Consider the following 12,847-nt stretch of genomic DNA (forward strand, 5'->3'; position numbering starts at 1 on the left):
CGCAAAGGCGTGCATTGTTTCAGTAGTTGGGCGTTTTGCATACACCACGCTCGCGAGGAAAAGACGAGCCCCTGCGCTCGCCATCCCGCGAAGTGGAGTGTCAGGCCAGGCATGCGGGCGTCAGGGCACCTGGGCGGGCGCCGCGACCTTCACCTGCTCACGCAAGGCCGTCATGGCCCGTGCATGGCTCTTGCTCACCGCCTCGACGAACCCTGACCAGGGCACATCGGTGATTGCCACCAGGCCCAGGTGACCGTTCTCGCCATCGAGCAGGCGCCCGCTCGCCGGTTGATCGAGGTACTGGAACCAGTGCGCCCCCACGATCAACGGCTGCGCCAGCGCGGCGTCGATGAACGCGGCGTAGGCCGGCCCGCGGGCTTCCTCACGGGGCACTTCCACCGGCCCGGGCCAGAACGGACCGCGGTCGCGTGAACCGAACTGGAACTCCGACACCAGCACGGGCTTGTCCAGCTCGGCCAGGCGCGCGAAGTCGTAACCGTCCTCGGGCTTGAGGGTGTAGAAGTTGAAGCTCAGCACGTCGCAGAACTCGGCGCAGGCCTGCACCGCCTCGGGCGTGCTGACCGCGAAACGCCCACCGAGCAGCAGGTGATTGGGGGCATGCCAATCCAGTGCGTCGGCGATGGTCTTGAAATAGGTCTGGGCGAACACTGCCTGGAAGTGCTGGTAGTCGCGCTCGATCTCCGGGTGCGCCGGGTCGGGCAAGGGGGCTTCGAAGCCGGGGTCTTCCATCAGCTCCCAGGCCGGCAACTGGATACCCCAGGCTTTCGACAGCCCTTCCTGGTTGCGGTACTTGTCGCGCAGCTGCTTGAGAAACGCGCGCTTGGCCGGCACGTCGGTGGTCAGGCGCAGGGTGCCGAAGGCCAGGCCATAGCGCGCCCTGGGGTCGTCGCCCGGCGCTGCCCAGGCCAGCTCGTTGTCGGCGAAGTAGCCGATCAGCCACGGGTCGTCGCGGTGATCTCGCGCCGCGATGGCCACGGCGCGTTCGGTGGCCATGGCAAAGCGCGGGTCGAACGGATCGGGCATGCGCCCCCACCAGTCCATGCCGGTGCTGATGCTGGCGTAGTCGCCGACGATCGACAAAGGCAGCGTATAGGGCACCCGTGCCGCCTGGCCGAGCGCCGGGTCGCTCCAGTTGCCCAGGGTATTGAAGCCCCAGGCCTGGAGCCGATCCAGCGTCTGGGCCTGCCAGCGTGACGCATCGACCTGCGCAGGTGGGCAGGCCGCCTCAGGCGTGGCGACCGGAGCCGCGCAGTCGGCCGTCACGGTACGCGCCAGGTTGGCGGCGTAGAAGTCGAACCAGCGCCCTTGCTTGTAGCCGCGGCCTTGCGAGGAGGCATTGCCGTCATCGTTGTTGCCTTCACCATAGAAAGCGGCCAGAGGCTCGCCCTCGCCCGGCAGCTGGCTGAACATGCGTTCCCGACCTGCCACGTACGTGCGCCCGCCGTCGCGAGCCACGGCATTGACGCCCAACGAAAAGAACGGATGACCTTCCGGCGTGACCAGGTACCAGTGTCCATCGCGCTTCTCCGTGCGGAAGAACCCGGTGGCCTCGAACGCCTGACCGCCACTGACGCCGCCGTAGGTATCCAGCGCTTGCTGGCTTCGGGCCTGCAACGCCGCCTGCACGCGCTGCCGCTCGCGCTCGGCCCCCGTCTTGAGTTGCGTATCGTTCTCGACCTTGTCTGGCCAGCGTCCACGGTTGGCCTGCCCATACCCGTCTATCAGGTTGGCATACGCCGCCTCGATGGCCTGGGCATCGTCCTGCACCGCCACCTTTTCGATCAGCAGGCTTTGCGCCACGGCCGGTCGTGGAATGCTCAAGGTGATCGACGCCACCTGCGCCAGGTCGACCCCGCCACTGCTGGCCGTGACCAGCAGGCGTTGGCCTTCCTGTATCCAGGGCATGGGGGGGCCGGCGCGCATGCCCTCGCTCAGCGGCCCATGGGCCTGCAAGGGGATCCAGACCGTCTGGGCAGGGCCGGCCGGCAGGTCGATGCGACTGGTCAGGCGCTGTCCGGCCGTGTCCTGCACCGTCACCTCGACGGTCAGGGCCCAGTCCATGCCGCTTTGCAGGCGCAGGCTCACCGCTCGCTGGGCCGACCAGTCCCAGACGCCCTCCTGGGGCGCCAGGCGCAACCAGGGGCTAGGCGCCGGATTGAAGACCACCCGCCGCAAGACTTCGCCGGCGATGGTCTGCTCGGCATTGGACTGCGGCAATCCAGCGTCGCCCGTCGTGACCGCCACTACCGACGCCGGGCGCACGAAGCTGAACAGCGTCTGCTGCGCGGCCCAGGCAGGGGAAGCCAACGCCGCGCTCAACGCGGTGGCCATCAGGTAACGGATCATGACGCAGGTTCTCCTTGAAAGCGCAAGGCCCCTGAATGGGGCCTGGGTCAGCCGGCCGTGGCGCCTGACGTCGAGGGTTCAGCCAATCTCCCGCCGGAAAGGCGGCAACGCATTGAGGATAGCCTTTCCGTAGCGCTGGGTGACCACGCGCCGGTCCAGCAAGGTGATGGTGCCGCGGTCCTGTTCGGTCCGCAGCAGTCGACCGCACGCCTGGATCAGACGCAGCGAGGCATCCGGCACGGCGATCTCCATGAACGGATTGCCGCCCCGCGCCTCGATCCACTCGGCCAGGGCCGCCTCCACCGGATCGTCCGGTACGGCGAACGGGATCTTGGCGATCACCACGTGCTCGCAATAGGCGCCAGGCAGGTCGACGCCCTCGGCGAAACTGGCCAGCCCGAACAGCACGCTGGACTGGCCGTCGTCGACCCGGGCCTTGTGCTTGTTGAGGGTTTCCTGCTTGGACAGGTTGCCCTGAATCAGCACGACCTTGCGCCAGTCGCGGTCCAGCCCGTCGAACACGTCCTGCATCTGCTTGCGCGAGGAGAACAGCACCAGCGAGCCGCGCGAGCCTTCGACCAGGTCGGGCAGGTCGCGGATGATGGCAGCGGTGTGCGCGGGCACGTCGCGCGGGTCGGCCCGCAGGTCGGGCACCCGCAGCACACCGGCATCGGCATGGTGGAACGGGCTGGGCACCACGCAGGTGACCGCATCGCGGGGCACGCCGGAACGCATGCGGAAGCGGTCGAACTTGCCCAGCGCGGTCAGCGTCGCCGAGGTCACCAGCGCGCCATGGGCCACGTTCCACAAGCTGCGGCGCAGCATGTCGGCAGCCAGGATCGGGCTGGCGTTGACCTCGATGTCGAACAAGGCACCGCCTTCGACCAAGGTCAGCCAGCGCGCCATGGGCGGGTTGTCTTCCGGGTCTTCGGCGGTGAACGCGCCCCACAGTTCCCAGTTGCCCTGGGCACGGGTCACCAGGGTGCCGAACAGCGGGTACCACTCCTCGGCCTGGTGGCTGGCGATGCCGATGTTCTTCTCGCCGTCCATGCCTTCCTTGAGCAGGTCGGCCAGACGAGTGAACAGGTCGTTCAGCTGGCCGAAACCTTTCTTCAGTTCCAGGCCCGCCTCGCGCATGGCGTCGGGCACCACCCCGCCCTCGAAGCGATAACGCGGCCGCTCGCGGCCTTCGACGTCCTCGCCAGGGCGGAAATCGGCGATCTGCTCGCACAGGGTGAACATGAACTGCTGCTGGGTGCGCAGGGCCCGCGCCAGTTCCGGCACCTGCTCGATCAGCCGGCCCAGGTCGCCCGGTAGCGGGTGCTGGGCCAGCAGCTTGGTGAGGTTCTTGGCGGTCTGCTCCAGCCAGTCGGCGGTGGAACGCAGGCGCGAATAATGGGCGAAGTGGCCGATGGCCTTGTCCGGCAGGTGATGGCCCTCGTCGAACACATAGACCGTGTCGCGCGGATCGGGCAGCACGGCACCGCCGCCCAGCGCCAGGTCGGCCAAGACCATGTCGTGGTTGGTGACGATGACGTCCACCTTGCCCATGCCTTCGCGGGCTTTGTAGAACACGCACTGCTGGAAATTCGGACAGTGTCGGCCGGTGCACTGGCCATGATCGGTGGTCAGCCGGGCCCAGGCCTGGTCGTCCACGGCCTCGGGCCAGCTGTCGCGGTCGCCATCCCAGCGGTTGCCGGCCAGGCGCTCGATCATGGTATTGAAGAGCTTCTGGCTGGCCTCGTCGACCTCGATGTGAAAGCCCTCCTCCTCGAACAGCTGCGCGGTGGCCGAATGGGCGTTGCCTTCCTGCAGCAGCAGGTCGAGCTTGGACAGGCACAGGTAGCGGCCACGGCCCTTGGCCAAGGCGAAGCTGAAGTTCAGCCCGCTGTTGCGCATCAGGTCGGGCAGGTCCTTGAAGACGATCTGCTCCTGCAGGGCCACGGTGGCGGTGGCGATCACCAGGCGCTTGCCGGCTGCCTTGGCCGCCGGAATGGCCGCCAGGCTGTAGGCGACGGTCTTGCCGGTACCGGTGCCTGCCTCGACCGCGACCACGGCCGGCTCACCGGACCGCCGCCCTTCGTCGTCGCAGGGGATGTCGCCGAGGACCTTGGCCACTTCGGCGATCATCAGCCGCTGGCCATAACGGGGACGCAGGCTCTTGGCCTCGAGGAAACGCGAATAGGCGCCCTGGATGGTGCTCTTGAGTTCGGTACTGATCATGATCTGGGCGCGCCCGGAGGGCTGTATGGATTTTCAGTGTTTCGCATGGGCCGCTATCATACCCGGCTCGCGCGTCGATTGCCCCCCGGAGATCCACATGACTGCCCTTGCCCTGCCCAACCTGCTGCACGCCGCCGCCACCGCGATCTGGCTGTGCGGGCTGGGCTACCTGTGGTGGGCGCTACGCCTGGAGCCGGTCGCGACCGTCCATCGGCCGGCGCACCTGCAGCGCTGGGGCGACCTTTTCCGACAGCGTTTCGGAGCGATCTGGCTGGTACTGGTGATTCTCTCGGCCAGCGGCGTCAGCCTGATGCACGCCAGCGGCCTGACCCTGGACACGGCGCCACGCCCGGTCCAGGTAATGATCGGGGGTGCCATCGCCAGCTTCGCCCTGTGCCTGCGCATCCGCTCACTACTAGGTCCGGAACTGGACGCAGCGCTCGCGGTGCAGGACTGGGCGACCGGCGCCTGGGTACTGGCCAGGATCCGACGAATGGTCGGGGCCTGCCTGCTCATCGGCGTGGCCGTGGCCAGCGTGGCCCTGTGGCAGCTGTCCTGGTGACCGGTCCTGCCCGGCAAGCGCCCGGGCCGATCAGTCGACCGTGCGGCGACGAGACATGGAGACGATGTGGAAGATCCCCGTCAGCAGGATCTGCAGACGGTCGAACACGCGGTGACGACGCCCACGCAGGCTGGCGTTGAACCACAGCATCTCCAGCACGTGCAGGCCCAGCAGCAGGCACCCGGCTGCGGCGATCAGCAGGTTGAAGGGCCTGGCAGCAGGCATCAGTACGTTCCACAGCACCACCCACCAGAACGCGATGGTCAGCAGCTTGCCCACGGCGGTCACGACGCCCATGTTCGCCTCCCTTGATTCGATCATCGATGCAGAGGCCGGCAGCGGCGCCCCTTGGCCCGCCCGACCTTACCGCATGCAGTAAAGCCCCGCAGCCTGTCTCCCGCCAGCCGAGCCCTGGCGACGCACTCACCTGCCCCTATGCCGGATGCCTGCAACCCCTTACTCTTGCCGCTTCAGCACGAGGACCGGCCATGCGCGACGGATTTTCCCAACGAACGCCCCAACAGGCCCTGGCGGCCCTGCTCGAGCGGGTTTCACCGCAGCGTCTGCTGCTGGTCGGCAGCCGCTTTCCAGCGCTCGACGCCTTCGTCGAGGCGCATCCACACGTACAGATCGACATCGCACCGCCCGGACCGCTGCCGAGCGCCCTGGCAGCCGCGCGCTTCGACCTGGCCGTGCTGGTCGAGTGCCTGGAACACCTGCCCAAGCGCGAGGGCCTGCAATTGCTGGGCGGCATCCGCAACCTCAACGCCAGCCGCGTGGCCGTGCTGGCGGACCTGGCCGCCTGCGGCTGGCACGCCACGGACTTCTTCGCCCTGGCCCTGTCTGAAAGCGAACGGTTTCGCCGCGAGGCGCAGGTGCTGAGCCTGTTCACCTATGACCTGCACGACTACAAGCAGGTGCCGGACTGGCTCAATGCCCGGTTCTGGGCCAACCCGGAGATGTTCGGCAAGTATTGGTGGTGACCCTGCGTACCCGCTTGCGGTCCGGGAGTCTGTCGCTGACACTGTCTTCTGCCCGCCCCTGACTCCCGAGGCCTTCCATGAATGCATCCACACCTGCCCTGCCCGCCTGCCTGCCCATCGAGGGCGGGCGATGAGCGTCGCGGTCTGCCCCTGCGGCAGTGGCAACCTGCTCGACGCCTGCTGCGGCCACCTGCACGCCGGCACCCCCGCGCCGGATGCGCAATCGTTGATGCGCTCGCGCTACAGCGCCTACGTGCTGGGCCTGGTCGACTACCTGGTGGAGACGACCCTGCCGGTGCAGCGCGATGCCCTGGATCGCGCCGGCATCGCGGCGTGGAGCGCCGAGAGCACCTGGTTGGGCCTGGAGGTGGAAGACGCCGAAGTGTTCGGCGGCCAGCCCGAGCATGCCTTCGTCACCTTCACCGCTCGCTGGCACGACGCCTCGGGCGACCACCAGCACCGTGAGCGCTCGGCCTTCGTCCAGCAGGCAGGTCGCTGGTACTTCCTCGACCCGACCGTCGGCCTCAAGGCCGGGCGCAACGACCCCTGCCCCTGCGCCAGCGGGCAGAAGTTCAAGAAGTGCTGTTCCAGTTACCTGGAGCAGTGAGATGAGCGCCCTCTTGCGTGCGCTGACACTCGGGATCGTCCTGGCGCTGCTCAGCGGCTGCGTGAGCTGGGGGGCGGATACCTGGCAAGAACCTGAACTGCACTTGTTGAAGGTGCGCAAGGTCAAGGCGGGCCTGCACCAGCAGGAATTCGTGCTGTACGTGCGCGTGGTCAACCCGAACGACAGCCGTCTGTTCATTCGTCACCTGGACTACTCGGTGCGCCTGGGCGGCCTGCTGCTGGTGGACGCCGACGAAAGCCTGTGGCGCAGCGTCGGGGCGCATGAGCAACGGACCTTCCAGATCACCGCACGGACCAACCTGTGGAAGCAGCTGCGCCCCCTGGCCCGCCTGCTCAAGCGCCACGAGCCGTTGCCGTACCAGCTGGAGGTGGACGTGGCCAGCGGATTATTCTTCTGGCACGACCTGCACTTGTCGCGCAGGGGTGAGATAATGCCCGGTGATCTCAAACCGGAGTAACCGCAATGACCCAGCAACCCCATGTTCACGGCCCTGACTGCAACCACGATCATGACCATCATCACGACCATGACCACGGCCACGTGCATGGCCCGCACTGCAACCACGCCCCGCAAGAGCCGGTGCGCAACGCGCTGAAGGACGTAGGCCGCAACGACCCGTGCCCCTGCGGCAGCGAGAAGAAATTCAAGAAGTGCCACGGGGCTTGAGTTGACTGCACGCTGCAAGCCGGACCGTCCGTTTCGGCTTGCAGCGCATAGCTCGTCCCCTTTCTCTTTCAGGAGCCTGGCCATGGCCGTCCTTCGTTTTCCTTCCTCGCGCCCACGCCTGCGTGCGGCGGCGATGCTTTGCGGCGTGCTCGGCCTGGCCGGCTGTCAGACAGTGTCCCAGCAGTCCACCTTGCCCCCGAGCGCAGGCGTACAGCCACTCAAGGGCCTAGCCCAGAACGTCTCGGTGCGGCGCAATCCCCAGGGCATGCCGTTGATCGAGAGCAGCACGTTCCACGACGCGCTGTTCAGCCTCGGCTACCTGCACGCCGTAGACCGTATCGAGCAGATGATCACCCTGCGCCTGCTGGCGCAGGGGCGGTTGGCCGAGCTGGAAGGTCCGCAGGCCCTGGACACCGACCGCTTGATGCGCGCCGCCAACCTGCGGCGCAGCGCCGACCAGCTGTACGCCGACGCCTCGCCGCGCCTGAAGCGCTTCTTCGAGGTCTATGCCCGGGGCGTCAACGCCTACCTGTTCCGCTTCCGCGACGCCCTGCCGGGCAACCTGGCCAAGGCCGGCTATCGACCCGACTACTGGAAACCCGAAGACTCGGCCTTGCTGTTCAGCCTCTACGCCTTCAGCCAGTCGGTGAACCTGCAGGAAGAGCTTGCCGGCCTGACCCTGGCGCAACGGGTCGGCGTCGATCGGCTGGCCTGGCTGTTGCCCAGCGCCGCAGACGAACCGCTGCCCGAGGCCGAGGCGGCCAAGCTCCAGGGCCTGGACCTGACCCGCGGGTTGCCAGGGCTCGGTGCGCTGAATGCCGCCAGCCAGCGGTTGGCGGCCTTCGACCTGCTGGGCAGTCCAGGCTCGGCGAGCTGGGTCCTGGGCCCGCAGCGCAGCCAGAGCGGCCGCAGCCTGCTCGCCAGCGACAGCCGTGCGGCCTGGGCGTTGTCCCCGGTGCAGATCCACACGGGCAAATACCAGGCCGCCGGCCTGACCCTGCCGGGGTTGCCGCTGATCCTGGCCGGCTTCAACGGCAAGCTGGCCTGGAGCAGCAGCGCGGTGATGGCCGACAACCAGGACCTCTACCTGGAGAAACTGCGGCGCCAGGGCAACCAGCTGACCTACCTGGCCGACGGCAAATGGCAGCCCGCACGCGGACGTACCGAAACGTTCCTGGTCCGTGGCCAGCGCCCGCAGCGCGAGGTCCTGTACGAAACGCGGCATGGCACGCTGCTCGGGCAACCGGGCAACGAGGCCCTCGGCCTGGCCTTGCAGATGCCGACGCTGCAGGGCGATCGCAGCCTGGATGCACTGTTCGACCTGACCCGCGCCAGCACCCTGGAGCGCGCGTCCGACAGCGCACGCGCCATTGGCGCCGCCGCGCTCAACCTGGTCTTCGCCGACGCCCAGCACATCGGCTGGCAGGTCACCGGCCGCTACCCGAACCGGCGTGACGGGCAGGGCCTGCTGCCCTCGCCGGGCTGGGACGGACGTTACGACTGGGATGGCTATGCCGACGCGATGCTGCATCCCTATGACCAGGACCCTGCCAGTGGCTGGATCGGCCACGCCAACCAGCGCAGCCTGGCGCGCGGCTATGGCATGCAGCTGTCCAACACCTGGGACTACCCCGAGCGCGCCGAACGCCTGGCGCAACTGATCGGCACCGGGCGTCATGATGCGCGCAGCCTGGCGGCCATGCAGAACGATCAGCTCACGCCCCTGGCCGGCAAGCTCAAGCAGATGCTCGATGCACCCGGCATGGCCTCGGCGCTGCCACAGGCCATCGACGCCCTGCCTGCGGCGCAACGCGACCTTGCCCGTCAGGCTCTGGCTCGCCTCAAGGCTTTCGACGGTCGCCTGAGCGCCCAGTCGGCGGACGCGGCCCTGTACGCGCTGTTCCTGCACCAGGTCGCCCGGCAGACGTTCCTCGACGAGCTGGGCCCGGAGTCGGGCGAGGCCTGGCAGACCTTCGTCGCCAATGCGCGGCTGTCCTACTCGGCCCAGGCCGACCATCTGCTGGGGCGTGACGACAGCCCGTTCTGGGACGACCGTTCGACCCCGCAGCACGAAGACAAACCGACCATTCTGGCGCGCAGCCTGGCGGCCGCGATGGAGGCCGGCCGGGCGCAACTGGGCAACGATCCGCGCACCTGGCAATGGGGCCGCCTGCATGCCTACCACTGGCCGATGCCGACCTGGCAGGGGTTGGGCGATGGCGTGGCGCGCCCCGCGCGTGCTGCCGGTGGCGACTTCAGCACCCTGGCGCTCACGCCCTACGCCTGGGGCCGCGATTTCGACACGCAATTGCCACCGTCGGTACGCCTGATCGTCGATTTCGGCCAGGCCGAGCCGCTACGCGTGCTGACCAGCACCGGCCCGTCCGGCCACTCGGCCAGCGCCCGCGCGAACGACGGCCTCCAGGACTGGTTCGCAGGCCGCTTCACCACCTTGCCGCTGCAGCCGCAGCACTTCACCCAGGGGTATGGCAGCCAGCGCCTGAGCCTGGTCCCCGAGCGCTAGCCGCGACCGGGTCGGGACCCTGCGCAAGCCGGTGTCCCGACCCTCTGTCCACGCGCCCGGTCATGTCGCGACCGGGCCACCCCCAATCCCCTCGAACTCCCCGGCAGGGCACGACTCCTACCTTGTAACTCCCCTGCCAGTGGCCTGCCCATGGACCTCGTCATCGCCCGCCCCGAAGGGTTGTACTGCCCGCCCGGTGATTTCTACATCGATCCCTGGCGCCCGGTGGAGCGCGCGGTCATCACCCATGGCCACGGCGACCACTCCCGACCGGGCAATACCCATTACCTGACCGCCGAACCCGGCGCGGGCGTGCTGCGCAGCCGGCTGGGCGAGGACATTCGCCTGCAGACCTTGCCCTATGGGCAACGCCTCGATCACCACGGCGTGACCCTGAGTTTCCACCCGGCCGGACACGTGCTGGGGTCGGCCCAGGTACGCCTGGAATACCAGGGTGAAGTCTGGGTGGCTTCGGGCGACTACAAGGTCGAGCCGGACGGCACCTGCACCCCGTTCGAACCGGTGCGCTGCCATACCTTCATCACCGAGTCGACCTTCGGCCTGCCCATCTACCGCTGGCCGTCGCAGGCCGAGGTGTTCGCCGAGATCAACGCCTGGTGGCGCGCCAACCGCGAACAGGGCAAGGCCAGCGTGCTGTTCAGCTACGCCTTCGGCAAGGCCCAGCGCATCCTCCATGGGCTGGACGCCGGGATCGGGCCGATCCTGGTGCACGGCGCCGTGGAGCCGCTCAACCGGGTTTACCGTGAGGCCGGTGTGGCCTTGCCACCGACGGTGTACGCCGGCGATGTACCGCGCAACGACCCGATGATGCGCGAGGCCTTGATCATGGCGCCGCCCTCGGCCTCGGGCAGCAGCTGGATGAAACGCTTCGGCGACTACAGCGACGCCTTCGCCAGCGGCTGGATGCTGCTGCGCGGCACCCGTCGGCGGCGCGGCGTGGACCGGGGCTTCGTGCTGTCCGACCATGCCGACTGGCCGGGGCTGCTGTGGGCCATTGAGCAGACTGGCGCAGAGCGGGTGATGGTCACCCACGGCTCGGTCGGCGTGCTGGTGCGTTACCTCAACGAGCTGGGGCTCGACGCACGAGCGTTCGTCACCGAATACGGCGACGAAGACGATGCCCAGGCCACCCCGGAGACCCCGACATGAAGGCCTTCGCCGAGCTTTACCTGCGCCTGGACGCCACCACCTCCAGCAACGCCAAGCTTCGTGCGTTGCAGGACTATTTTGCCGAGGCGGCGCCCCATGAAGCGGCCTGGGCCGTGTATTTCCTGGCCGGCGGCCGCCCTCGGCAACTGGTGCCCACGCGCCTGCTGCGCGAACTGACCATCGAGCTGACGGGCTTGCCTGAATGGTTGTTCGAGGAAAGCTACCAGTCGGTGGGCGACCTGGCCGAAGCCATCTCGCTGCTATTGCCGTCGTCCGAGCAGACCAGTGACGAGGACCTGGCGCACTGGGTCGAAGTGCACCTGCTGCCGCTGCGTGGTCAGGCGCCCGAGCAGATCAAGGAGCAACTGCCGGCGCTGTGGGCACGCCTGGACCGGCCCAGCCTGATGCTCTGCCTCAAGCTGATCACCGGCAGCTTCCGGGTCGGGGTGTCGAAGCTGCTGGTCACCCGCGCCCTCGCGCAACTGGCCGGGCTGGACGCCAAGCGCGTCGCCCAGCGCCTGGTGGGCTACACCGACCTGTCCCATCGGCCGACGGCGGCCAGCTACCAGAAGCTGATCGCCCCGGAGTCGGCGGACGAGCATGCCCAGCGCGGTGGACAACCCTACCCGTTCTTCCTGGCTCACGCCCTGCAAGCGCCCACCGAGCAGTTCGATGCACTGCTCGGGCCGACCGGCGACTGGCAGGCCGAATGGAAGTGGGACGGCATCCGCGCCCAGGTGGTCAAGCGTGACGGCCAGTTGTGGATCTGGTCACGCGGCGAAGAGCTGGTCACCGACCGCTTTCCGGAACTGCACAGCCTGGTCGACAGCCTGCCCGACGGCGTCGTGCTCGATGGCGAAATCCTGGTCTGGAAAGCGCCCGACGCCGGGCAGGAAGCGGCGGTCCAGCCCTTTGCCCTCCTGCAGCAGCGATTAGGGCGCAAGACCCTGGGCAAGAAACTGTTGGCCGATGCCCCGGTGGTGCTGCAAGCCTACGACCTGCTCGAATGGGAAGGCGAAGACTGGCGCACGCGCCCTCAGCACGTACGACGCGCCCAGCTCGAACACCTGGTCGAGCACCACCCCTCGGCACCGGTGCTGCTCTCGCCGCTGCTCACGGGCAAGGACTGGGCCGATCTTGCCCAGCAGCGCGAGCAGTCACGGGCCCTGGGCGTCGAAGGGCTGATGCTCAAGCAGCGTGAAGCGCTGTACGGCGTCGGGCGCACCAAGGACATGGGCCTGTGGTGGAAGTGGAAGATCGACCCGTTCAGCGTGGACGCCGTGCTGATCTACGCACAACGAGGCCATGGACGCCGCGCCAGCCTCTACAGCGACTACACCTTCGCGGTCTGGGACGGCCCGCCCGGTTCGCCGGACCGTACCCTGGTGCCTTTCGCCAAGGCCTACTCGGGGCTGACCGATGCCGAAATGCGCAAGGTCGACGCCATCGTGCGCAAGACCACCGTCGACACCTTCGGCCCGGTGCGCAGCGTGACACCAACCTTGGTGTTCGAGCTGGGGTTCGAGGGCATCGCCCTGTCCAAGCGCCACAAGAGCGGCATCGCCGTGCGCTTCCCGCGCATGCTGCGCTGGCGCCACGACAAACCGGTGGACGAGGCCGACGACCTGGCGACCCTGCAGGACCTGCTGGCCTGAGCGCGCAGGGCGGTCCATGCTGCACGATCGTCCGTCCTGTGAGTGTATGCTCCTTCCAGTGCCTCTCTC

At 68.1% G+C, this 12,847-nt stretch carries 11 protein-coding genes; 8 read left to right on the top strand and 3 right to left on the bottom strand.

Going from position 1 to position 12,847, the window contains the following annotated elements; genetic code table 11:
- Positions 1 to 120 precede the first annotated feature (120 nt).
- Together APT63_15630 and APT63_15635 are read right to left on the bottom strand one after the other, a co-directional pair.
- Positions 121 to 2,367, bottom strand: a complete 2,247-nt coding sequence (locus APT63_15630) for a beta-agarase (protein ID AMA46929.1) — start codon at positions 2,365 to 2,367, stop codon at positions 121 to 123.
- A 78-nt stretch (positions 2,368 to 2,445) separates the two neighbouring features.
- Positions 2,446 to 4,590 (bottom strand): ATP-dependent DNA helicase DinG, encoded by a 2,145-nt coding sequence (locus APT63_15635; protein AMA46930.1) that lies wholly within the window; start codon positions 4,588 to 4,590, stop codon positions 2,446 to 2,448.
- Positions 4,591 to 4,687: 97 nt separating this feature from the next.
- Here APT63_15635 and APT63_15640 point away from each other — a divergent pair, with 97 nt between their 5' ends.
- Positions 4,688 to 5,152 carry a hypothetical protein gene (locus APT63_15640; protein AMA46931.1) on the top strand — a complete coding sequence of 155 codons (465 nt, stop codon included), beginning with the start codon at positions 4,688 to 4,690 and terminating at the stop codon, positions 5,150 to 5,152.
- A gap of 30 nt (positions 5,153 to 5,182) precedes the next feature.
- On the opposite strand, the gene APT63_15645 is transcribed toward APT63_15640, so the two are convergent.
- Positions 5,183 to 5,449 (bottom strand): hypothetical protein, encoded by a 267-nt coding sequence (locus APT63_15645; GenBank protein ID AMA46932.1) that lies wholly within the window; start codon positions 5,447 to 5,449, stop codon positions 5,183 to 5,185.
- A 191-nt stretch (positions 5,450 to 5,640) separates the two neighbouring features.
- Here APT63_15645 and APT63_15650 point away from each other — a divergent pair, with 191 nt between their 5' ends.
- The 7 genes from APT63_15650 (at position 5,641) to APT63_15680 (ending at position 12,778) form a co-directional block, all read left to right on the top strand.
- Entirely contained in the window at positions 5,641 to 6,135 is a 495-nt protein-coding gene (locus tag APT63_15650; GenBank protein AMA46933.1) for a hypothetical protein, read from the top strand.
- Between the two features lie 130 nt (positions 6,136 to 6,265).
- Positions 6,266 to 6,742, top strand: a complete 477-nt coding sequence (locus APT63_15655) for a hypothetical protein (GenBank protein AMA46934.1) — start codon at positions 6,266 to 6,268, stop codon at positions 6,740 to 6,742.
- A 1-nt stretch (position 6,743) separates the two neighbouring features.
- Positions 6,744 to 7,220 (top strand): hypothetical protein, encoded by a 477-nt coding sequence (locus APT63_15660; GenBank protein AMA46935.1) that lies wholly within the window; start codon positions 6,744 to 6,746, stop codon positions 7,218 to 7,220.
- A gap of 5 nt (positions 7,221 to 7,225) precedes the next feature.
- A complete protein-coding gene (locus tag APT63_15665; protein ID AMA46936.1) occupies positions 7,226 to 7,429 on the top strand; it encodes a zinc chelation protein SecC in 204 nt (67 codons plus the stop codon).
- An 82-nt stretch (positions 7,430 to 7,511) separates the two neighbouring features.
- The gene (locus tag APT63_15670) at positions 7,512 to 9,953 is read left to right on the top strand and encodes an acyl-homoserine lactone acylase subunit beta (protein AMA46937.1); all 2,442 of its coding nucleotides are present in this window, start codon (positions 7,512 to 7,514) and stop codon (positions 9,951 to 9,953) included.
- 150 nt (positions 9,954 to 10,103) lie between these two features.
- Positions 10,104 to 11,123: a DNA ligase-associated DEXH box helicase gene (locus APT63_15675; GenBank protein AMA46938.1), complete on the top strand. Its 1,020-nt coding sequence runs from the start codon at positions 10,104 to 10,106 to the stop codon at positions 11,121 to 11,123.
- Positions 11,120 to 12,778, top strand: coding sequence for an ATP-dependent DNA ligase (locus APT63_15680; protein ID AMA46939.1), 1,659 nt, complete (start codon positions 11,120 to 11,122; stop codon positions 12,776 to 12,778). The genes APT63_15675 and APT63_15680 overlap by 4 nt, the downstream gene beginning before the upstream one ends.
- The last annotated feature ends 69 nt before the right edge of the window (positions 12,779 to 12,847 follow it).

This window comes from Pseudomonas monteilii (assembly GCA_001534745.1).
Taxonomy (GTDB): domain Bacteria; phylum Pseudomonadota; class Gammaproteobacteria; order Pseudomonadales; family Pseudomonadaceae; genus Aquipseudomonas; species Aquipseudomonas alabamensis.